The 21,043-nt window shown below is 70.9% G+C and carries 20 protein-coding genes and 1 tRNA gene; 9 read left to right on the top strand and 12 right to left on the bottom strand.

The annotated features are described in order from the left end of the window. Positions 1 to 95: 95 nt before the first annotated feature. From K1T35_RS33250 to K1T35_RS33240, 3 genes are read left to right on the top strand one after another with little or no spacing between them, the layout of a single operon-like run. Positions 96 to 956: an NAD(P)-dependent oxidoreductase gene (locus tag K1T35_RS33250; RefSeq protein WP_220255720.1), complete on the top strand. Its 861-nt coding sequence runs from the start codon at positions 96 to 98 to the stop codon at positions 954 to 956. Between the two features lie 33 nt (positions 957 to 989). Beyond that, positions 990 to 1,466: a MarR family winged helix-turn-helix transcriptional regulator gene (locus K1T35_RS33245; protein ID WP_255621015.1), complete on the top strand. Its 477-nt coding sequence runs from the start codon at positions 990 to 992 to the stop codon at positions 1,464 to 1,466. Then, positions 1,463 to 2,710 carry an MFS transporter gene (locus K1T35_RS33240; RefSeq protein ID WP_220255719.1) on the top strand — a complete coding sequence of 416 codons (1,248 nt, stop codon included), beginning with the start codon at positions 1,463 to 1,465 and terminating at the stop codon, positions 2,708 to 2,710. The genes K1T35_RS33245 and K1T35_RS33240 overlap by 4 nt, the downstream gene beginning before the upstream one ends. A 25-nt stretch (positions 2,711 to 2,735) precedes the next feature. On the opposite strand, the gene icmF is transcribed toward K1T35_RS33240, so the two are convergent. The 3 genes from icmF to K1T35_RS33225 all read right to left on the bottom strand — a co-directional run bounded on the left by icmF (position 2,736) and on the right by K1T35_RS33225 (position 7,017). Next, positions 2,736 to 5,933, bottom strand: coding sequence for a fused isobutyryl-CoA mutase/GTPase IcmF (gene icmF, locus K1T35_RS33235; RefSeq protein WP_220255718.1), 3,198 nt, complete (start codon positions 5,931 to 5,933; stop codon positions 2,736 to 2,738). 158 nt (positions 5,934 to 6,091) lie between these two features. After that, positions 6,092 to 6,688 carry a phosphotransferase gene (locus K1T35_RS33230; protein ID WP_370645180.1) on the bottom strand — a complete coding sequence of 199 codons (597 nt, stop codon included), beginning with the start codon at positions 6,686 to 6,688 and terminating at the stop codon, positions 6,092 to 6,094. Positions 6,689 to 6,741: 53 nt separating this feature from the next. Next, positions 6,742 to 7,017, bottom strand: a complete 276-nt coding sequence (locus K1T35_RS33225; RefSeq protein ID WP_220263317.1) for a hypothetical protein — start codon at positions 7,015 to 7,017, stop codon at positions 6,742 to 6,744. Between the two features lie 73 nt (positions 7,018 to 7,090). Between K1T35_RS33225 and K1T35_RS33220 the strand changes: the two genes are divergently transcribed. The 3 genes from K1T35_RS33220 (at position 7,091) to K1T35_RS33210 (ending at position 8,725) form a co-directional block, all read left to right on the top strand. Then, positions 7,091 to 7,837, top strand: coding sequence for a maleylpyruvate isomerase family mycothiol-dependent enzyme (locus K1T35_RS33220; protein WP_220255717.1), 747 nt, complete (start codon positions 7,091 to 7,093; stop codon positions 7,835 to 7,837). 79 nt (positions 7,838 to 7,916) lie between these two features. Then, the gene (locus tag K1T35_RS33215; protein WP_220255716.1) at positions 7,917 to 8,126 is read left to right on the top strand and encodes a hypothetical protein; all 210 of its coding nucleotides are present in this window, start codon (positions 7,917 to 7,919) and stop codon (positions 8,124 to 8,126) included. Continuing rightward, complete coding sequence (locus K1T35_RS33210; protein WP_255621014.1) at positions 8,123 to 8,725, top strand: hypothetical protein; 603 nt, start codon at positions 8,123 to 8,125, stop codon at positions 8,723 to 8,725. Before K1T35_RS33215 ends, K1T35_RS33210 begins: the two co-directional genes overlap by 4 nt. Here the strand turns inward: K1T35_RS33210 and K1T35_RS33205 are convergent. From K1T35_RS33205 to K1T35_RS33190, 4 genes are read right to left on the bottom strand one after another with little or no spacing between them, the layout of a single operon-like run. After that, complete coding sequence (locus K1T35_RS33205; RefSeq protein WP_220255715.1) at positions 8,706 to 9,227, bottom strand: GNAT family N-acetyltransferase; 522 nt, start codon at positions 9,225 to 9,227, stop codon at positions 8,706 to 8,708. The genes K1T35_RS33210 and K1T35_RS33205 overlap by 20 nt on opposite strands. A gap of 10 nt (positions 9,228 to 9,237) precedes the next feature. Next, complete coding sequence (locus K1T35_RS33200) at positions 9,238 to 10,845, bottom strand: alkaline phosphatase D family protein (protein ID WP_220255714.1); 1,608 nt, start codon at positions 10,843 to 10,845, stop codon at positions 9,238 to 9,240. Between the two features lie 40 nt (positions 10,846 to 10,885). Then, a complete protein-coding gene (locus K1T35_RS33195; RefSeq protein ID WP_220255713.1) occupies positions 10,886 to 12,355 on the bottom strand; it encodes a hypothetical protein in 1,470 nt (489 codons plus the stop codon). Positions 12,356 to 12,395: 40 nt separating this feature from the next. Then, positions 12,396 to 13,340: an ROK family protein gene (locus tag K1T35_RS33190; protein ID WP_220255712.1), complete on the bottom strand. Its 945-nt coding sequence runs from the start codon at positions 13,338 to 13,340 to the stop codon at positions 12,396 to 12,398. A gap of 114 nt (positions 13,341 to 13,454) precedes the next feature. On the opposite strand from K1T35_RS33190, the gene K1T35_RS33185 reads away from it, so the two are divergent. Next, positions 13,455 to 14,387 (top strand): DoxX family protein, encoded by a 933-nt coding sequence (locus tag K1T35_RS33185; protein WP_220255711.1) that lies wholly within the window; start codon positions 13,455 to 13,457, stop codon positions 14,385 to 14,387. Between the two features lie 174 nt (positions 14,388 to 14,561). Here K1T35_RS33185 and K1T35_RS33180 read toward each other — a convergent pair whose 3' ends face one another. After that, positions 14,562 to 14,924: a VOC family protein gene (locus tag K1T35_RS33180; protein ID WP_220255710.1), complete on the bottom strand. Its 363-nt coding sequence runs from the start codon at positions 14,922 to 14,924 to the stop codon at positions 14,562 to 14,564. Between the two features lie 203 nt (positions 14,925 to 15,127). Between K1T35_RS33180 and K1T35_RS33175 the strand changes: the two genes are divergently transcribed. Further along, positions 15,128 to 15,202: transfer RNA gene (locus K1T35_RS33175), tRNA-Ile, on the top strand. 6 nt (positions 15,203 to 15,208) lie between these two features. Here K1T35_RS33175 and K1T35_RS49875 read toward each other — a convergent pair. From K1T35_RS49875 to K1T35_RS33160, 3 genes are all read right to left on the bottom strand, one after another. Then, on the bottom strand, positions 15,209 to 15,496 hold the full coding sequence (locus K1T35_RS49875) for a tyrosine-type recombinase/integrase (RefSeq protein WP_220255709.1): 288 nt from the start codon (positions 15,494 to 15,496) through the stop codon (positions 15,209 to 15,211). 69 nt (positions 15,497 to 15,565) lie between these two features. Beyond that, complete coding sequence (locus K1T35_RS33165) at positions 15,566 to 16,384, bottom strand: alpha/beta fold hydrolase (RefSeq protein WP_220255708.1); 819 nt, start codon at positions 16,382 to 16,384, stop codon at positions 15,566 to 15,568. Positions 16,385 to 16,430: 46 nt separating this feature from the next. Next, the gene (locus K1T35_RS33160) at positions 16,431 to 17,360 is read right to left on the bottom strand and encodes an NADP-dependent oxidoreductase (protein WP_220255707.1); all 930 of its coding nucleotides are present in this window, start codon (positions 17,358 to 17,360) and stop codon (positions 16,431 to 16,433) included. A 351-nt stretch (positions 17,361 to 17,711) separates the two neighbouring features. Between K1T35_RS33160 and K1T35_RS33155 the strand changes: the two genes are divergently transcribed. Further along, positions 17,712 to 20,318 (top strand): LuxR C-terminal-related transcriptional regulator, encoded by a 2,607-nt coding sequence (locus K1T35_RS33155; RefSeq protein ID WP_220255706.1) that lies wholly within the window; start codon positions 17,712 to 17,714, stop codon positions 20,316 to 20,318. Positions 20,319 to 20,761: 443 nt separating this feature from the next. On the opposite strand, the gene K1T35_RS33150 is transcribed toward K1T35_RS33155, so the two are convergent. Then, positions 20,762 to 20,965 carry a hypothetical protein gene (locus K1T35_RS33150; RefSeq protein ID WP_220255705.1) on the bottom strand — a complete coding sequence of 68 codons (204 nt, stop codon included), beginning with the start codon at positions 20,963 to 20,965 and terminating at the stop codon, positions 20,762 to 20,764. Positions 20,966 to 21,043: the final 78 nt, after the last annotated feature.

Raw genomic sequence — 21,043 nt, 5'->3', positions numbered from 1 at the left:
CGAAGAGGAGCGAGCGTGAGCACGCCGTCGGTGATCACGGCGCCAGCATCGCATTCCGTGCGAGAACCGTGCGCGCGAATTGCGAGCGTCGGGTCATGAACTCGGATGGTGTGACGGTGATCGGGCTGGGCCCGATGGGCAGGGCGATGGTGCGCACGTTCCTGGCGGCGGGCCGGCCGACGACGGTATGGAACCGGACGCCGGGGCGGGCGGACGAACTGGCGGCCGGGGCGGTGCGGGCCGCGACGGCGGCGGAGGCGGTGGCCGCGAGCGAGCTGGTGGTGCTCAGCCTCACCGACTACCGAGCGATGTACGAAATCCTCGGCGGCGCAGGCAGCGCGCTCGCCGGCCGGGTGGTCGTCAACCTCAGCTCCGATACCCCGGACGCCACGCGCGCCGCGGCGGCCTGGCTCGCCGACCGCGGCGCGGAGCTCGTGGCCGGTGGGGTGCTGGCGTCGGCCGACGTCGTCGGCACCGAGGCGGCGTCCGTGCTCTACAGCGGCCCCCGCGCGTCCTTCGAGGCGCACGAGGCGACCCTCGCCGTGCTCGGACGGCCCGAGTACCTGGGGTCCGACCACGGGCTCGCGCAGCTGCACTACCAGGCCCAGCTGCAGGTGTTCCTCACGACGCTCGCCGCGTACCTGCAGTCGTTCGCGATGTTCACCGCCGCGGGGATCCCGGCGCGGGAGTTCCTGCGCCGCGCGGCCCCGGGCGAGGACGTTGCGGCCCTCCTGCCCGATGCGGCCCGCGCCGTCGACGAGGGCGAGTACCCGGGCGAGCTCGCGAACGTGCTCATGATGGGCGCGACCGCCGATCACGTGGTGGGGGCGAACCGCAGCGCCGGGCTCGACACCGCGCTCCCGGACGCGATCAAGTCCCTCTACGACCGGGCCATCGCCCGCGGTCACGGCAGGGACGGCTGGGCGAGCCTGACCGAGGTCATCAGGAAACCGTAACAGCACTTATATAAGTGCTGTTACGATCCCTGCATGAGCTCCGACCCGTCCGAGCAGAACCGCTGGCGCCCGGTGCGCCAGCTGCTCGACGCCATGGACGCCGACATCGCTCGCCTCTACGCCGAGCGCGGGATCAGCGGGGTGCGGCCACGGTTCGTCGCGCCGCTGATCCGGCTCGGCCGCCGGGGTGGGATGACCATCAGGCAGCTGGCCGAGTCGCTCGAGGTCACGCATTCGGCGATGAGCCAGACCGTCGCGGCCCTGCAGCGCGACGGCCTGGTGAGCACATCGGCGGGAGCGGACGCCCGTACTCGGGAGGTGGTGCTCACCGACCGGGGACGGGAGATCCTGCCCTTCCTCGAGGCAGAGTGGCGGGCCACCGAGGCGGTGGTCGCCGAGCTGGACGCCGAGATCCCGTACGCGCTCAGCCAGGTGGTCCTCGACCTACGGGCGGCGCTCGCCCGCCGCTCCTTCCACGATCGCATCGCTGACCGGATCGCGGACTCGTGAAGGCGCTCATCGACACGCGGCCGTTGCGCTCCAGTGCGCCGTTCCGCCGGGTGTGGGCCGGTGGCGTCCTCTCGACGGTCGGCGGCCAGCTCGCCGTCGTCGCCGTCCTGCAGCAGACCTGGGAGCTCACCGCCAGCCCGGTCGCCGTCGGCGCGATCGGGCTCGCTCAGGCCGTGCCGATGATCGTGTTCGGGATGGTGGGCGGTGCACTCGCCGACGCGATCGACCGAAGGCGTCTCGTCCTCGTCACGACGCTCGGTCAGATGGTGGTCGCCGGTGCGCTGGCCGTGCAGGCGTTCGCGGGGTTCGGCTCGCTCTCGGTGCTGCTCGCACTGGTGGCGCTGCAGTCCGCGGCGGGTGCGCTCGGTGCCCCCGCCCGCCGCACGTTCGCAGCACGGCTGCTGCCCGCCGACCAGGTCGGAGGCGGGCTCGCGCTGATCAACCTCGGCTTCCAGGTCTCCATGCTCGTGGGTCCCGCGATCGCCGGGGTCGTCGCGGCGGGCTGGGGTGTGGGTGCCTGCTACGCCGTGGACACGCTGACCTTCCTCGCCGCGCTCTACGGGCTGGTGCGCCTCCCGGCGCTGCCTCCCGACGGCGGGGTCGCCCGCCCTGACCTCTCGGCCGTGGTCGCGGGGTGGCGGTTCATCGCGGGCCGGCCCGTGCTGGCGGGGGCGTTCCTGACCGACCTGATCGCCACCGTGCTCGCCATGCCGATCGCGCTCTTCCCGGTCGTCAACGCCGAGCGATTCGACGGCGACCCGCAGACGCTCGGCCTGTTCCTCTCCGCGATCGCGGTCGGCGGCGTCGTGGCCGGGCTCGCGTCGGGCTCCGTCACGCGCGCCGGCCGGCCCGGCTTGGTGATGCTCGCCGCGGCGGGTGTCTGGGGTGGCGCGCTCGCGGCGTTCGGGATGGCGCCGTCGGTGTGGTCGGCGCTCGGCTGCCTCGCGGTCGCGGGCGCCGCCGACACGATGTCGGTGATCTCCCGCGGTGCCCTGGTGCAGCTCGCCACCCCGGACGCCTACCGCGGCCGCGTCAGCGCCGTCGAGGACATCGTGGGCATGGCGGGGCCGTACCTGGGCAACTTCCGGGCCGGGCTGGTGGCCGGCGCGACCACGGCCGGTTTCGCCGCGATCTCGGGCGGCCTCCTGTGCGTGCTGGGCATCGCGGCGGTGGCGCTGACGACCCCGGCCCTGCGCCGGCCGCAAAGTTCAGGAAAGCCACATTCCTGTACTGCATCGCCCTGAATGTGGCCTTACTGAACTTCCCGGGTCACATGTTGCGGCGGTACTGCCCGCCCACCTCGAAGAATGCCTCCGTCAGCTGACCAAGGCTGCAGAGTCGGGCCGCCTTCATCAGCTCGTCGAAGACGTTGCCGTCGCCCGTCGCCACCTCTTGCAGTCGCCGGATCGCGTCGGCGGCGTTCCCGGAATGGCGGTGCTGGAAGTCGGCGAGCCGGTCGAGCTGGCTCTTCTTCTCCGCCTCTGTTGCCCGGGCGAGCTCGATCTCCTGCGGCTCGGTCGACTCCTCGCGCACGAACGTGTTGACCCCGATGATCGGGAGCGTTCCGTCGTGCTTGCGGTGCTCGTACAGCAGCGACTCGTCCTGGATCCGCCCGCGCTGGTAGCCGGTCTCCATCGCGCCCAGCACGCCGCCGCGCTCGGAGATGCGGTCGAACTCGGCGAGCACCGCCTCCTCCACGAGGTCGGTGAGCTCCTCGATGATGAACGAGCCCTGCAGCGGGTTCTCGTTCATCGACATGCCCCACTCCTTGCCGATGATGAGCTGGATCGCCATCGCCCGGCGCACCGACGCCTCGGTCGGGGTGGTCACGGCCTCGTCGAAGGCGTTGGTGTGCAGCGAGTTGGCGTTGTCGTAGAGCGCACAGAGCGCCTGCAGCGTGGTGCGGATGTCGTTGAAGTCCATCTCCTGCGCGTGCAGCGACCGGCCAGAGGTCTGCACGTGGTACTTGAGCTTCTGCGACCGCTCGTTCGCCCCGTACTTCTCCCGCATCGCGATCGCCCAGATCCGCCGCGCCACCCGTCCGATCACGGAGTACTCGGCGTCCATGCCGTTGGAGAAGAAGAACGACAGGTTTGGCGCGAAGTCGTCGATGTCCATGCCGCGCGCGAGGTAGCTCTCCACGAACGTGAACCCGTTGGCGAGCGTGAACGCGAGCTGGCTGATCGGGTTCGCCCCGGCCTCTGCGATGTGATAGCCGGAGATCGAGACCGAGTAGAAGTTGCGCACCTTGTGCTGGATGAACCACTCCTGGATGTCGGCCATCATCCGCAAGGAGAACTCGGTGGAGAAGATGCAGGTGTTCTGGCCCTGGTCCTCCTTGAGGATGTCGGCCTGCACCGTGCCGCGGACGTTCTGCAGCGCGAACGCGGTGAGCTCCTCGCGCTCGGCGGCGTCGGGCTCGCGGCCCTCCTCCGCCCGGAACCGGTCGATCACCTGGTCGATCGCGGTGTTCAGGTAGAACGCCAGAATCGTCGGCGCGGGGCCGTTGATGGTCATCGACACCGACGTCGTGGGCGAGGTCAGGTCGAAGCCGTCGTAGAGCGCCTTCATGTCGTCGAGCGTCGCGATCGAGACGCCGGACGTGCCGACCTTGCCGTAGACGTCCGGGCGGGTGTCCGGGTCGCGCCCGTAGAGCGTGACGGAGTCGAACGCGGTCGAGAGCCGCTTGGCCTCGGAGTGCTCGGACAGCAGCTTGAAGCGGCGGTTGGTGCGGAACGCATCGCCCTCGCCGGCGAACATCCGGCCCGGGTCCTCGCCCTCGCGCTTGAACGGGAACACGCCCGCCGTGAACGGGAACCGGCCGGGCAGGTTCTCGCCGCGCAGGAACCGCAGCAGCTCGGCGTCCTCGGTGAACCGCGGCAGCGCGACGCGCGGCACCTTGTTGCCCGAGAGCGTCTCGCGGGTGAGCTGCGTGCGCAGTTCTTTGTCGCGGACCTTCACGACCATCTCGTCGCCGGAGTAGGCCTCGACGATCTGCGGCCACTCGTCCAGCAGCGCCGCCGACGCCGCAGGCAGCTCCTGCTCCGCCGTCCGCAGCGCCTCGTCGACCGCGTCCCCGACGAGCTCGCGCGCCGTCCGCAGGTGCTGGCGCCGCCGCGCCGCCTCGACGTGCTTCGCCGTGTCGTCGTGGTACCCGCGCACGGTCTCGGTGATCTCGGACAGGTACCGCACCCGCTGCGGCGGGATGATCGCCGCGTAGTCGCTCGACGTCTTGCGCTCGGGGCGCCGCAGCCTCCCCTCGCCAACGGTGAGACCGTCCTTCGCGAGCAGGTCGCGCACGTGGTGGTAGAGCGCGGTGACGCCGTCGTCGTTGAACGTGGCGGCGCTGGTGCCGAAGACCGGCATGTCCTCCCAGGACGCCCCGAACTCCTCACGGTTGCGCACCAGCTGCCTGCCGACGTCGCGGCGGGCGTCCTCGGCGCCCCTGCGCTCGAACTTGTTGATCGCCACGGCGTCGGCGAAGTCGAGCATGTCGATCTTCTCCAGCTGCGACGCGGCACCGAACTCGGGCGTCATGACGTACAGCGAGCGGTCGACGAACGGCACGATGCCGGCGTCGCCCTGCCCGATGCCGGGCGTCTCGACGATCACCAGATCGAACCCGGCGGCCTTGAGCACGCCGATCACGTCGCCGAGGCGCTCCGGGAGGCTGCTCTCCGTGCCGCGGGTGGCCATCGAGCGGAAGAACACCTGGTCCCCGGTGAGCGAGTTCATCCGGATCCGGTCGCCGAGCAGCGCACCTCCGCCGCGGCGGCGGGTGGGGTCGACGGCGAGCACGGCGATGCGGAGCTTGTCCTCCTGGTCGAGGCGGAAGCGGCGCACCAGCTCGTCGGTGAGGCTGGACTTGCCGGACCCGCCGGTGCCGGTGATGCCGAGCACCGGCACGGGGCGTCGCGGCGTCAGGTCGAGGCCGGCCGGCAGCCGGCCGGCCTCGGCGAGCGTGAGCGCGCGGGCAAGGGTCGCCGGCTCGCCGGTGAACACGCCGTCGAAGGACTGCGGGGGAGCGGCGGCGAGGTCGACGTCGCACTCCCGGATCATCCTGTTGATCATCCCGGGGAGCCCGAGCCGCTGGCCGTCCTCCGGCGAGAAGATCCGCGAGACCCCGCGCTCGTGCAGCAGTTCGATCTCCCGCGGGACGATCACACCGCCGCCCCCGCCGTAGACCTTGACGTGCCCGGCACCGCGTTCGCGCAGCAGCTCGACGAGGTAGGTGAAGTACTCGATGTGGCCGCCCTGGTAGGAGCTGACCGCGACGCCCTGCGCGTCCTCCTGGATGGCAGCGGTCACGACCTCGTCGACCGAGCGGTTGTGCCCGAGGTGGATCACCTCGGCACCCTGCCGCTGCAGGATCCGCCGCATGATGTTGATCGCCGCGTCGTGGCCGTCGAAGAGGCTGGCGGCGGTGACGAAGCGCACCGGGTGGACCGGCTCGTGCAGCTCTGCCATGGGTCGTCCTCTCACCCGTATCTCAATTTAGTTTGGCGTCCGAGTATCGGACGTGCAAGCTGTGTGACGCGGGCAACGTTGGCAGCACTAACATTGGTCTCGCCAACGTTTAGAGGTTCCGTGATCCACCCAGGGCGGGACTGGGGCGGGGGCGTTCTTCAGCCCGCTGCGGCGGTGATGAGGGCGGCGGCCCCGTCGAGCAGGCCCACCTCCTGCGCGGTGAGCGAGCGGTCGGCCGCGCGCCGCGCGATGGCGCGGTCGAGCATGGCGAGCGGGTCCTCGTCCGTCGCACCGAGGAAGGCGGTGAGCATGTCCGTCGCGACGGCGGCGTACTCGTGTCCGGGTTCGACCGCGACCTGGGCGAGGATCACCGCGGTGAGGGCGACGTCGAGGTCGGGCGGACCGTCCGTCGCGTTCGTCCAGTCGATCAGGATCGGCCCGCGTGACGTGAGCAGGATGTTCGCGGGGTGCAGGTCGAGGTGCAGCACCCGCTCCTCGGGGTCGCCCGAGCGGGACGGGAGGGCGTGCAGGCGGGTGTGGAGGTCGGCGAGCATGCCGCCGGCGTCGCGGGGGTCGTGGTCGCCCGCCGCCACGGCGTCCAGGAGCACCGGCCCGTGCAGTCGCTCCATCACCAGATCGGTGCCCTCGGCCCCGAACACGACGGGTGCGGGGAAGCCGTGGGCGGTGACGTGCGCCATCGCCAACGCCTCGCGAGCGACCTCCCCGCGGCCCGGCTCGCGGTACCGGCGCAGCACCCGTTGGTCGTCGAGCGCGTAGACGTCGGCGGTGCGGCCGGACCCGATGAGCTTCAGGCGACTCGCCCGACCGGGGGGAGCTCGACGGTGGGCAGCTCGACCGTCGGCCGGTCGTCGATGCTGCGTGGCGGTGCGGAACGGGTGCGCCGCAGGCGCCGGGACACGAGCGGGACGACGGCACCGAGCATCATCAGCCCGGCGCCGGAGGCGGCTATTCCCACCGCCGCTGCCTCGGGTGCGACCATGACCAGCACGAACGCGACTCCGGGCCACCACAGGAGTGCCCGGATCGGGCCGGGGACCGACCATTCCCGTTTCTCTGGCGCCATATGCGTTTCCTACCCGGTCCCGTCCTCAGCCATGCGCGCACCCCCAGTACCCCTAAAGGTCTAGCGTCAGGGTATGAACCCTGCGGATGCGCTCGTCGACGAGAATCGTCGGCTGGGTGAACTTCTCGCTACGGCCGACCCCGAGACCCCTGTCCCGACATGTCCCGGATGGGTGCTGCGGCAGCTGCTCACGCACGTTGGCCGCGGCGACCGCTGGGCGGCGACGATCGTGCGCGAGCGCGCTGAGGAGCGCGTCGACACCCGTACCGTGCCGAACGGCAAGCCGCCCGCCGACGACCCGATCGGCTGGCTGGCCGACAGCGCCCGGCTGCTGGTCGACACGGTCGCCACCACGGGCCCTGAGGTCCCCGTCTGGACGTTCACCGGCCCGAAGCCCGCGGCATGGTGGATCCGGCGGCGGCTGCACGAAGCCACGGTGCACCGCGCCGACGCCGCGATCGCCCTCGGCGTGCCGTACGAGATCGAGGCGGGGCTCGCCGCCGACGGCGTCTCCGAGTGGCTCGACATCCTGACCGCCCGCCCGGTCCCTGCCGACGGCCCCGCTCTCCCCGACGGCGCGACCCTGCACCTGCACGCCACCGACGACGGCCTCGGGGCCGACGGCGAGTGGCTGGTGCGCTCCGAGGACGGCCGCGTCGCGTGGGAGCACGGACACGGCAAGGGTGCCGTCGCGGTGCGGGGGAGCGCGGCCGACCTCCTGCAGGCCGTGCTGCGGCGGATACCGGCCGACGACCCGCGCCTGCACGTGCTGGGTGACGAGGCGGCGTGGCGCACCTGGGTGGAGCGCACGCCCTTCTGAGCCGTCGTTCGAAGGAATGACGGGGCGATACAGCCAACTCCCGATGTGCCGTCCGGGGGGACGGTGCGAATCTCGGCAAATGCTGGAGACAATCGGGATCATCCTGATCGTGCAAGGAGTGGGCGGGGTCATCAACCGCCTTGCCGAAAGCGAATCCAAGGGGTGGTGGCTGCAGCTGCACCTGCTCCCGGACGCGCTGCACTTGCCGGTGAGCGTCGCGATGGGCGTCGTCGGCGCGCTGCTGGTGCTGCGGTCGACCGCCGGTAAGCGCCGTCGGAAGTCCGCGTGAGCACCCACGTGGAGAATCTGATTCAACTGGTCAAGGACAATCCGATCGTCGCCCTGATCCTCGCCTGCGAGGTCGGATTGTGGATCCTGCTCGGTCTCGGTCTCGTCGCGCGCTACCTGCTGCGGCTGCGCACGCTCAGCACGTTGCTGCTGGCCGCGATCCCGCTGCTCGACGTCGTGCTGGTCGTCGCGGTGACGCTCGACCTGCTGAACGGCGCCGAGCCGCGGTCCGTGCACGGGCTCGCCGGCGTGTACCTCGGGTTCAGCGTCGCGTTCGGACCCAGCATCGCCCGCTGGGCCGACGTCCGGTTCGCGCACCGCTTCGCGGGCGGGCCGGCGCCGGTGAAACCGGCGAAGGGCACCCCGGAGCGCGTCGCGCACCTGTGGCGCGAGTGGAACCGCGTGGTCGTCGCCGCTGTGATCACATCGGTGGTGCTGGGCGGGCTCGTGCTCTTCGTCGCCACGTCGGAGCAGTCCGGCCCGCTCACGTGGTGGATCGGACGGGTGTGGGTGGTCGTCGGGATCTGGCTCGTGGCCGGGCCGCTGTGGGAGAGCTGTGGTTCGCGGGCTAGTTCGCGCTTTACGGCCGGTCGTCGGTGACGAGATCCATCAGCAGGCAGTCGTGCCACCCGCCCTCGGTCGACCGCTCGTACCGGCGCATCACCCCTACGGGCTGGAACCCCGCACGGGCGCAGCTGCGGATCGCCCGCTCGTTGTGGGCGGCCGGGTCGATGGTCACCCGGTGGTGCCCGCGGCTGCGGAACAGGAACCGCGCCATTGCCCGCAGCGCGTCGCAGCCGAGGCCCTGGCCCTGGTGATCGGGATGCAACGCGAGGTCGAGCGCGGCGTGCCGGTGATCGGGGTCGGTCTCCTCGCGGTAGAGGATCAGGCCGACGACCTCGCCGGCCAGCTCGATCGCGTAGCCCTGCGGCCCCAGCAGCTCGCGGCGCACCCGCTCCAGGTCGTAGCCGCCCCACCACGGAGCGATCTCGGGGTGGCGCAGGATCTCGAGGAACACCGGCACGTGCTCGGGCGTGGTCGGCCGCAGCACGACGGTCTGGCCGGCGATCGCGGACGGTGGTTCGGTGGCGGTGACCGTCATGGGAACCTCTTCATCGCGTGAGATCGAGACGGGCGCGCTCCACGAGCGACGCCGACGAGCGCGGCTGCTCGAAGATCGCCTCCGCACGGCGTCCGTCCAGGTCGAGCGTGGCGATCGTGTTGCCGAACAGCGGCCCGAGCAGGCGCCGCCAGCGCAGCGGCAATGGCCCGGCGCCGGCACGCAGCGCCCACTGCTCGGCCAGCCGGCGCGCCACCCGGGACCACGCGAGCCGGAACCCCGGCCGGATGAACCAGTGGATCTTGTTGTGCACCGGCGAGCAGGTGAGCTGGTGGACCGGGGCCCCCGGGGTTCCCGGCATGTCCGCCCGCGCCACGTAGCTGTGGTGCACGTCGCCGGAGAGCACCGTGACGGTGGCGACCCCGCTCGCGGCCGCGCGTCCGATCATCGCGGTGAGCCGGTCGAAGGAGGCCCGGAACGCGGCCCAGTGCTCCAGGTCGGCGGCCCGGCGGATGGTCTCGGCCCGCCGGCCGCGCCGGCCGGGCCGGGCCGCGGCGATCTCGTTGACGGTCTCGAGGTCGCCGATCGCGTGCGGCAGCAGCCACGGGACCGACGTCCCGATCAGGAGGTGGTCGACCTCGCCCGGTGCCGTGGCTTGGCGCTCGAGCCACGAGAACTCCGACTCGCTCAGCATGAGGTGCCTGCCGCCCTCGAGGATCCGCCCGTTCCGCGAGTCGATCATCAGTAACCGGCTGCGTCCGAGGTCCCACCGGAAGCTGAACCGCACGCCCTTCTCGCCGTCGACCTCGGCGTCGGCGCGGTCGGCGAGCTCCACGAGCAACGGCCACGTGTCACCGTCGTGCTCCACGAGCTTGCGGTAGTCGGCGCTCGACGTGTGCTCCTCCGGGCTCAGGTTGCCGATGTGCTGGTAGACCCAGTACGACGCGAGCGCGGCGCGGATCCGCTCGCGCCACCACGGCTTCTCGCTCATCTCCGCGCGCCATGCCGCCGAGGTGTTCCAGTCGTCGCGCACGTCGTGGTCGTCGAAGATCATCGCCGTGGGCACGGTGGACATCAGCCACCGGATCTCCGGGTCGGTCCACGAGTCGCAGTACAGGCCGACGTACTCGTCGAAACCGACGATCTCGTCGTCCGGCCAGTCCGGGTGCCGGTCGGCCCGTGCGGCGATCCGGCGTTGGTTGCGGGGCGTCAGCTCGTCGGCGTACACCTGGTCGCCGAGCAGCAGGAGCGCGTCGGGCCACTCCTCCTGCGGCCGCCCGGCCATGCGCGCCGCGTACGCGTCGAGCGCGTCGATCCCGAGCTGCGCCGCCAGCTTCGGGTCGCCCACCTTGGAGTAGCGGCACGACCCGAAGACGACCCGGTGGGCCTCTGCGCCCCCGCGTGTGCGGATGACGCTCGGAGGGTAAGGGCTCGGGGCCCGTGGCCACACCCGCTCGCCGTCCACCTCCACCTCGTAGGGCGTCACGCTGCCCGGGGCGAGCCCCGTGACGGGCACGAGCGCGTAGTGGTGCCCCGCCACCTCGAACGTCCGCGCGCTGCATCCGAGCACCGACACGGTGGCCGCGCTCCCCGTCTGGACCCACACGGACGCCGTCGTCTCGCCGACGTGGCGCAGCACGGGCCCGAGTACCAGGGTCACGGACCCACCCTAGTGAGTGACGGGCCTCACCGCCGTGGGGTCACAGATCTTCGGGCAGCGTGACCCCGAGGAGGAGCTCGCGGAACGCCAGCCGCGCAGGCCGGTTCACTGCGCGTTCCGTCGGTACGAGGGCGTCCCGCATGATCGTCATGACCTCCTCCATCAGCTGGACGTCCGCGTCACCATGCCCGTGGTCGTGATGGCCTGGCCAGGTGAAGGGCTCCTCGACGAGCACCCGCTGCCCGTCGATGGCGAACCACGGGACGCCGTCCAGCGTCCGGGGCCGGACATGGCCGGCGTTGGCCGCCGCCCAGTCGTCGATCCGGTCGTCGATCCAGCCGTGGAGGCGCCAGAACGCCGGGTGGACGTGCGAGGAGTAGAAGTCGCCCAGGTCGTCGTTCGAGGGAACGTCCCACCGGGGGTCGATGTCGAAGAGGTTCTCGCGGCCGATCGGCTCGCCGTCCGCCGTGTACGCGGTGTGGGTCCAGCGCACGTGCATCCAGCCGTGGATCGTGAACTCGAGCAGGTTGCCCAGCTGTCCCAGCGTCAGCGCCGACAGGTACCGCGGCGACCGGAACAGACCGGCGAGCGGTCGCATGACCCCGGTGAAGAAGCTGGGGGACTTGACGGAGCGGTCGGTGTCGTCGTCCCGGGCGGGCGGCGGGACCATGAAGCCCGACGCGTCGGCGTCGAGCACGAACCGCGTCCCGTTCGAGTCGGTCTTCTCCCGGTACACGGTCTGCGGCGTCGCCGGGGTGGGGATGTCGGTCCACCCCTTCGCCGCGGTGGCGCCCGCCTGCTGGTGGACCTCGCGCACCATCGCGATCATCCGGCGGTGCATGAACAGGAAGTCCTCGCCCGCGCCGTTCTCCAGGTCGAGGACCCGCGTCGGGAGGAACGGCGGGCGGGTGGGCCACCAGCCTCGGCGGTCGATCTCCCGCACCACGGTCTGGTCGGCGTTGAGCGCGTGCCACTGTCCGCGGACGGTGTGCCACACCGCGTGCTGAAGCCGGTGCCGCCGCGAGGCGAGCATCGTGACCGCGTCGGGGTGCAGCGCGACGCCCGGGATGCCGCGCGGCGGCAGGAAGTCCCGGCGGACCGCGACGATCGAGGCCGTGGCACCCGCCAGTGCCGTCCCGTGCGGCTTGGCCCGCAGGACCGAGCCTACGAAGGCAGCCCGCTGCCTGACCGCATCGGCGAACGACGGCGCGATCGTCACGTGGTACCGGTAGTCGAAGTCCGCCGTTCCGGAGCCGGGCCGGCCGAGACCGGCCAGCTCGATGCTCACCGGCTCCCAGCTCGTGACCCGACCGGTGACGTCCATGAAGTCCTTCTCCGGCCCGAGCGGGTCGGCCGGGAAACCGAGCGTGCCGCGGATCCGGCCGTCCGGCGCGACCCAGAGGAACAGATCGCCCTCCCCGAACCGGATCCGGTTGAAGTCGTCCGCCGGTTCCGGCCGGTTCAGCAGGCTGCGGTAGGTGTAGTAGCCGGTCAGGTCGTGATGGTCCACGCACTGATGGAGGGGCAGGGCACCTCCGGTGATACCGGGCTCAGGCGTGGTCGAGCGCGAGCAGCGCCGCGCCGATCTTCCCGGCGTCGCCGCCGAACGTCGCGGGCACGACGGGCGGGACCCCGCGGGCGGTGGGGGCGTACGCGTACTGACGAGCGGTCCGCCGTGCGGGCGCGAGCAACAGCTCGCCCGTCTCGACCAGACCGCCCCCGACGACCACCGCGTCGACCTCGAAGATGTTCGCCAGCGACGCGATGCCGACCCCGAGCCAGCGGCCGAGCCGGGCGAACAGGTCCTTCGCGACCTCGTCGCCCTGCTGCACCGCCTTGAGCACCGTGTGCCCGGTGACCTCGCCGTCCTCGGCGCCGATCCGCGCGATCAGGCCCTCCGGATCGTCCTCGGCGGCCTCCCGCGCCATCCGCGTCAGCGCCGTGCCGGACGCGAAGGCCTCGAAGCAGCCGTGGTTGCCGCAACCGCAGCGGGGGCCGTCCGGGTTGAGGATGATGTGGCCGAGCTCGGCGCCGAGACCGGTCGGCCCTCGGTAGATGTTGCCGTCCATCACGAGTCCGCCGCCGATGCCGGTGCCGACCGTCACCAGCACCATGTTCGGGTACGGCTCTCCGAGCCGCGCCTCGGCGAGCGCGGCGACGTTGGCGTCGTTGTCGACGGTGACCGGCAGGTTGGTGACCTTCTCCAGCTGCTCGCGCACCGGCCAGTCGCGGTAGGAGTTGTTCGGGGCCCACAGCATCTTGCCCGCGGGCCACTCGACGATCCCGGCCGCGCCGACCCCGATCGTGACGACGCCGTGCTCCGCCCTGAGCCGTTCGATCATCGAGAGCAGCACGGCGGTGACCGACTCGGCGTCGGACTCCTCCGGAGTCGGTTCGACAATCTCCGTCACCACGGTGCCGTGCTCGTCGACAACAGCGCCCGCGATCTTGGTGCCGCCGATGTCGAGCCCGATGGCCAGCCTTGGGGTCGTCACCCTCGAATGATGGCATCACCCGTTGATCGATACAGCGTTCGGTCGAATCAGCGTTTGGGTGCCCCGTTACGCGGGGATGCGCTCGACATGCTCCTTCGACGAGTCGCTCGCCCCATGCTCGCCGCCTTGTTCATCCAGGGCGGCATCAACGCCCTCCGTGCCCCGGAGGCGCACGCGCAGGCCGCCAAGCCGGTGCTCGACGCGGTGGCACCGGCGGTCGACAAGGCGACCGAGGCCGCCCCGGTCGACCAGCGGCCCGACGACGAACTGCTGATCAAGCTCGACGCCGGCGTGAAGATCGTCGCCGGGACGATGCTCGCCTTCGGCAAGTTCCCCCGCCTCGCGGCCACCGCGCTGGCGGCGACGCTGGTCCCGACCACGCTCGCCGGGCACCGGTTCTGGGAGGAGTCCGACCCGGCGCGCAAGCAGGAGCAGCAGGTCCACTTCATGAAGAACGTCGGCCTGTTCGGCGGCCTCCTGATCGCCGCCGCCGACACCCACGGCAAACCCTCCCTCGGCTGGCGCGGACGCAGGGCAGCGAGGCTCGCCGCGACGCAGGCCGGCGCAGTGACGGGCGCGGCGGCCGACGTCACCGGGCGCGTCACGGGCGCCGTGCACGACGCGAGCGGCAAGGTCTCCGGCTCGGCTCGCCAGGCCGGTGGCACGTTCGCCGGACTCGCCGCAGGCCTCGCGGGCCTCGCTCCCGCCGCAGGCGCTGCCGTCTCCTCGCGTGCTTCGCGGACCGGCTCGGACCTCTCGTCGCTGGCGGACGAGATCACGGCCGAGGTGTCGCGCCGCACCGCCAAGGCCCGCCGCAGGGCGGAGAAGCGGGGCGCCAAGCTGCAGAAGACCGCCGAGAAGCGCAGCACCCAGCTGCAGAAGGCGGCCGAGAAGCGTGGTGCCCAGCTGCGGAAGCGCGCGGCGAAGCGGCTGGACCGGACCACCCCCCTCACCGCCCGTGTGTCCGCGGTGGGCAGCGAGGTGGCGCACCAGGCCGGTGGGCTGGCCAAGGACGCGCGCAAGCGCGCCCACGCCCTCACCCGCTGAGCTGCCGGCTGTCCACGCCTTGGCGGAGCTCGCCCGTACTGCACCGGCACAGTGCAGTACGGGCGAGGTCGTCGTATCCGGCAGCGGCGATCAAGGGCGGATGGTTGCTGTTGGAGATCGACTGGCGACCATCTCCCCTTGGTCGGCGAACGCCGCCCCGGCAGCAATTCGAAATCAGAGCTGGTGGGTCAGGTTGACCGCGTTCCCGTCCGGGTCGTGGATGTGGACCACCCGCTGCCCCCACGGCATGTCCGTCGGCGGCCCGAGAACCCGCCCGCCGAACTCCACCACCCGGTCGAGCAGCGCATCCACGTCGTCGACGGCGACGCTGATCAGCATGCGCTGCCCCGCGTCGGCCGCCGCGCCGTCGTCGCTGACGAGCCCGAGCTCCGAGTTCCCGACCCGCAGCCCGACGAAGAACATCGGCCCGTCCTCAGGAAGCCGGGTCGTCTCGGTCGCGTCCAACAGGCCTTCGTAGAAGCGCAGCAGGCGCGGAAGGTCCTTCGTGATGATCAACGACTGGATCGTGCTCGGCATGGCTCTCCGCACGTCCGGACCGGCTGGGGGCCGGTCTCGCGGGGTATGACTGCTTCCGGTGTGCGGACTCATCGCGACGCCGACGGCCCGGCGCATACCTGCGGCGCCTCCGCGCGCAGGCCCGGCCCTGTGCGCCTGGTCCTGGTGGGGTATGTGACCGCTTCGGTGAGAGGGGTGTGGGGGTTCGGTAGCCTCGCGGGGTCGGGGCGGTAGCTCAGCTGGTTAGAGCAGCGGACTCATAATCCGTCAGGTCGTGGGTTCGAGTCCCACCCGCCCCACCGGAACTAGCCGGTTGACCTACGCAAACCGCGAACTTGTGGATCTTCGATGATCGAGATCTGATCGTTGTGGGGCAGAAGTGGGGCAGCCCTTGCGTCAAGCGCCGCGCGAACCTTGCTCCACTGGGTCTGCCCGAGGTGTGAGTAGCGCTGCGTAGTGGAGATCTGGGCGTGCCCGAGGAGCCCGCTGAGCTGTTCGATCGACACCCCGTCCTGGATGAGCCACGACGCGTAGGTGTGGCGCAGGTCGTGGATCGTCAGCGGCCCGATGTCGACGAGCCCCGGGCGCCACACCCGCGACAGCGCGGCGTCCTTCCCGAGCTTCTTCCGGCCAGCCTCACCGTCCCAACCGAAACGGCGGGGCTAGGAGGTGAGGAAATCCAGGAGAGTCCGGTTGACCTCATCGGGGGCTTCCCACTGCGGCCAGTGGCCTGGTCCGTCAAGCCGTTCGTAGCGCCAGGGAGCGGCGATGAACTCGTGGGAGCCGGCCATTCGTTCGTCGCCCGCGTTGAAGTCGGCTGAACCCCATATCCCCATCGTGGGCACGGTGATTTTGGGAAACTCTGGCGCCGGCCCGACGAGCATCTTGGGGTGGAAGTTGGCCCGGTACCAGTTGATGGCCGGGGTCAGGGACCCGCTGGCTTCCAGATCGGCGATCACGGCGTCGGCGTCGGGGTGTTGGAACAAGTTCCGGAAGTTCGTCCATTCGTTCTCGGACAGCCAGCGCTCAGCGATCTCCTCGAACTGGAAGAGCAGCATGTACCAGGTCCTCTGCCGCTCCAGGATGTTGCCAGGCCGACGCACCGACGGGTGGCCGACCGAAAGCACTGCCAGCCGGTCAACCCGCTGCGGGGCGAACGTGGCCATGCTCCACGCCACGTTCGCGCCCCAGTCGTGCCCAACGACAGCCGCCTTCTCCAGGCCCAGCTGGTCGAGGATGGCAACCGCGTCGGCGGTGAGACTGGTGATCTTGTACGCCTCGATGTCGCTCGGTTTGTCCGAACGGCCGTAGCCTCGCTGGTCAGGGACGATCAGCCGGAGGCCTGCCTCGGTGAGTGGCGCTATCTGCTTGGACCACACGCGGCCGGTGTCCGGAAAACCGTGCAACAGCAAGACCGGTTTCCCTTCTTCTGGCCCGTGGAGCTCGACGTTCAGCTTGATGCCACCGCTGTCGACCTGCATGGTTCTTCCTTCGTGGTGTGCGCTGACTGCGGAGTACTACGGGCCTTCAAGCGACCAAGACGATCTTGCCCCGGACATGGCCGCCCTCAAGCTGATCGAAGGCCTTGCGGACCTCGGCCAGCGGGTAGGTCGCGGCGATCGGGATCTCCAGGTCGCCGGCGGCGATCAGGCCGGCCAGCTCCGCGAGCACCGCAGCGCCGGAGCTAATGCCGACCTCGTACCCCTCGAACTTGACGCCGTGCGTCTGCACCGCGTCGAACCGTACGATCGTGTTGAACCGCCCGGGTGCGACGCCCAGGTCGTCGAGCGCAATCTCGACGTAGTCCGCGCCCTGAGTGTCGATGAACGCGTCGATCCTGCCGTACCCCGCCGCTGCCCGGATACGGTCGGCCACGCCCGGTCCGTAGGCCACCGGGGTCACGCCGTGCGCAGTCAGCCAGTCGTGGTTGTACTCGCTCGCCAGGCCGATCACAGTCGCCCCGGCCCGCACGGCCAGCTGGACCGCGATCGAGCCGACCCCGCCGGCCGCCCCCGCCACGACCACCGTGTCCCCTGCGGCCGGCTCCACGGCCCGGACGGCCGCCCAAGCGGTGAACCCCGCGGACGCGAGCGCGCCTGCGACCTCCCATGTCACGCCAGCGGGCTTCGGGATCAGGTGGTCCGCCTCCACGACCACGTACTGCGCCTGGCTCGATAGCGGATCCACCCAGGCGATCACCTCATCACCAGCGGCGACCTCGGTAACGCCCTCGCCCACCGACACCACTATCCCGGCCAGGTCGTGGCCCTGCCCCGCCGGGAACGTCACGGAATACACCGCCTGCATGAGGCCTTCCCGGGTGTGAGCCTCGCCGGGGTTGAGGCCTGCCGCCTTGACTTGCACCAGCACCTGGCCGGGGCCGGGTGACGGGGACGGGACGTCCTCTACCTGCAGGACGTCAACGCCGCCGTACTGGTTGTACCGCACTGCCTTCATATCCGTGGTCTCCTCACGTGTGCCTACGATCAGACGCTAGAGACCAGCCGTGTGAGCGGGTGTCACCTGATTCGTGTGATTGATCGTGCCCGGCACGCGCCGAGAGGCAATCAGCCAGCCGCGCGACGAAGCCACCGGCGCGATCCGCTTGACCCCGGGCCTGCCCGCTGCGGGAATCACATCGAATGTGCGAAATGGTCAAGCCGTCATTGGGTGAGCAGAGATTGTTTGTTAGGTGTGAATGCGTCGCCAGCCTGATCAAGGCGCCGTGGGATGATTCCGGGTGTGGGAACTGGCGAGGGAGCAGATGCCGGGCCGATGCGGGCCGCTCATCTTGGTGCGGGAGGGGTTGTGGCCCGTCCAGACCTGTTGAGGCGGCTGAGCGGGCCGGCCCGGGTGACGCTGGTGTCGGCGCCGCCTGGCAGCGGCAAGACCGTGTTGCTGCGTTCCTGGATCAGCCAGACGGGCCTGGAGGAGTGCGCTGCGTGGGTGGCAGCGGGGCGGGAGGAGCGGGATCCGCCGGGATTCTGGCTATCGGTGCTCGGCGCGCTTCGCCGGACCCGCCCGGGGGCGGCGCTGGTGCGGGCGTTGACGGCGGCGCCGGACCTGGACGGGTGGGCGATCACGGAGCGGCTGCTGAAGGACCTGGCGGCGCTGGAGGAGCAGTTGTGGCTCGTGGTTGATGACGTGCATGAGCTGGGTCCGGAGACGCTGCGGCAACTGGAGCTGCTGATGATGCGCGCCCCGCGGACGCTGCGGTTCGTTCTCGCCGCGCGGCATGACGTGCGGCTGGGGCTGCACCGGCCGCGGCTGGACGGGGACCTGGCCGAGATCCGAGCGAATGATCTGCGGTTCAGCCTGACCGAGACGGAGGAACTGCTCGCCGCGGCCGGGGTTGAGCTGCCCGAGTCGGCGGTGGCGGTACTGCACGAGCGGACCGAAGGGTGGGCGGCGGGGCTGCGGCTAGCCGCGTTGGCGGCGGCCGGGCACCCCGATCCGTCGCGGTTCGCCGCGGAGTTCTCCGGCACCGAGCGGACGGTGGCGGAGTACCTGATGGCCGAGGTGCTGGACCGGCAGCCCGACCCGGTGCGGTGGCTGCTGCTGCGGACTTCCATCCTGGAGCGAGTCAACGGGGAGCTGGCCGACCTGCTGGCCGGGGGCGAGGGCGGGGAGCGGGTGCTGCAGGACCTGGAACAGGCGAACGCGTTCGTCGTGTCGCTGGACGCCGCACGTTCGGAGTTCCGCTATCACCAGATGTTCGCCGGGCTGTTGCAGATGGAGTTGCGGCGCGCCGCGCCGGGCGAGGTCCCCGATCTGCACCGGGCCGCCGCCGGATGGCTTGGCGGGCACGGATACCCGGCGGAGTCGGTCCGGCATGCCCAGGCGGCGCGGGACTGGTCCCTGGCCACCCGGCTGCTTGCCGAGCACTGGTCCGGCCTCTACCTGAGCGGGCGGGCCGATGCCGTGCACGAGCTGCTCGCCGGGTTCCCGACCGGCCTGCTCACGACGGATGCCGGGCTGGCGGCGGTGGCCGCAGGTGATGAGCTGGCCCGGGGGTCGCTGCAGGCGGCCGAGCGGTTGCTGCGCCTGGCCGAGCGGGGTACGGAGACGGTACCGGACCCCCAGCGCGGCCAGCTGGAGCTCCTGTCAGGGGTCGTCGGGCTGCTGGCGGCCCGCCAGCGCGGGAACCCGCCGGCCGAGGCCGAGGCGGCGCAGCGGCTGCAGGCCATGTCCGAGGCTTTGGGGGCGGCGCAGCCGTACTTGGGTGAAGACTTACGCGCGCTGGCGCTGATCAGCCTCGGTTATGCCCGGGGCTGGACCGGCCACCACAACCACGCAGAACACCTGGCGGAGGGGATCGCGCTGGCGCGCCGGATCGGTCGGCCATATCTCGAGTTCACGGGCCTGGCCCACCAGGGGGCGATCGAGGCTTCACGGTCGTTGGCGCGGGCCGCCGAGTTCAGCAGACAGGCGATCGAGCTGGCCGATCGGCACGGCTGGTCGGACGAGTCGGCGGCAGGTACCGCATGCATGATACTCGGCGCAGTGCTCGCCTGGCAGGGAAGGCTCGGGGAGGCTGACACCTGGGTCCAGCGCGCTGAACACATCGTCAGCACGGAGGCCGACCCCGCGGCCGGGCTGGGGGTCCGTTATGCCCGCGGGTTCTTGGAGCTGGTGCGAGGTCAGTACGGCGACGCTCTGACCGCTTTGCGGGACGCCGAACGGCTAGCCGGGCTTCTGGCCGCGCCGCACCTGCTGGCTCCGCGGGCGCGGACATTGCTGCTGATCGCCCTGGTGCGCCTCGGCGAAACCCAGCGCGCCGAGGAGACCCTGGCCGACCTCGAAGAACGAGAGCGAGAGCACGGGGAGGTGCGCATCGCCACAGCCGAACTGCGGCTCGCCCAGGCTGACCCGCACGGGGCGACCGTCGCGCTCGCGCCGGTCCTGGACGGCTCCGCCCGCGTGAACCCAGCCCGGGCCTTCCTTACTCTGGCCTTCACGCTGGAGGCGGCCGCCCGGGACGCTCTCGGCGACCCGGATGCCGCTGGCCGCGCACTGGAGCGAGCGCTCGACCTCGCCGAGCCCGACACTGCGCTCTCAGCCTTCGTGCTGCATCCGGTTCCCGTCCTCCTGGAGCGCCATGCCCGGCGCGGCACCACGCATGCGGCCCTGATCGGCGACATCCGGGGCCTGCTCGCCGGGCACGCGCCCGCGCCGCTGCCTGGAGGGAGCCCGTCGCCGCTCCAGCCGCTGAGCGACAGCGAACTGCGCGTGCTGCGCTATCTGCCGACCAACCTGACCGCGCCGGAAATCGCCGGCGAATTGTATGTCTCGGTGAACACTGTCAAGACTCATATGCGCAACCTGTACGCCAAGCTCGCCACCCACCGCCGGGGCGAGACCGTCGCTCGCGCTCGCGACCTTGGCCTGCTCGCACCTCACGCCTTCCGGTCCTAACCTCGGACATCTCCGTCAGTGCCTGGGTTTGAACTTCTCAGGCAGCTCGGGGTCTTGATCGTCGGGTCTGGTCTCGCGTGGCGTTGCGCTAAACCTAGAATCGTCACCAATTTGCAAATTGATCTACGAATGGTTCTGTCTTGCCGGTGGAGTCTCCTCAACGGTGTGCCTGGCGCGCGACGTGACAAGGGCCAGGATGGATGGCGGCGTCCCTGGTTCGGGTTCGTGGGTGCGAGAGTGGGTGCGAAGCACGGTCTGCGCGTGCCTCTCAGGCACCGTGTGCAGCAACCACGGTCGACGAACGCCCAGGAAGTCGCTGTAAGCGACATCAATCGTCGGGCTCATAATCCGTCAGGTCGTGGGTTCGAGTCCCACCCGCCCCACTTCCGATGCTGGTCAGAGTGATGCGATGGCGGAAGCTCAAGATCAGAACCACCCTTTACTCACTCCAAACCCGGGGACGCATGAAACCCCATGGCTGTGTCGAGCGCGTCGGCCGCCTGCCGCCCATCTGCGCGCCGGTCCATGTAGACGTCCTGGGTGATCGACGGCCGGGGGTGGCCACTGTGGCCGGCAATGGCTCGCGCGGAGAGACCGGCCTGATCGGGAACGGTGATGGCGGTCTTGCGGAAGACGTGGGACGTCACCCAGTCGAATCCGGCCCGTCGATCGCGTCTCGCAGGCGCGCTCCGGTGTTGTGGGGATCGCGCCAGCCACCTTCGGTG

Origin of the sequence: Pseudonocardia sp. DSM 110487, assembly GCF_019468565.1 — a bacterium.
Lineage (GTDB): Bacteria > Actinomycetota > Actinomycetes > Mycobacteriales > Pseudonocardiaceae > Pseudonocardia.
Note: the sequence above shows the minus strand (reverse complement) of the source record. Positions and strands in the feature narration are given on the sequence as shown.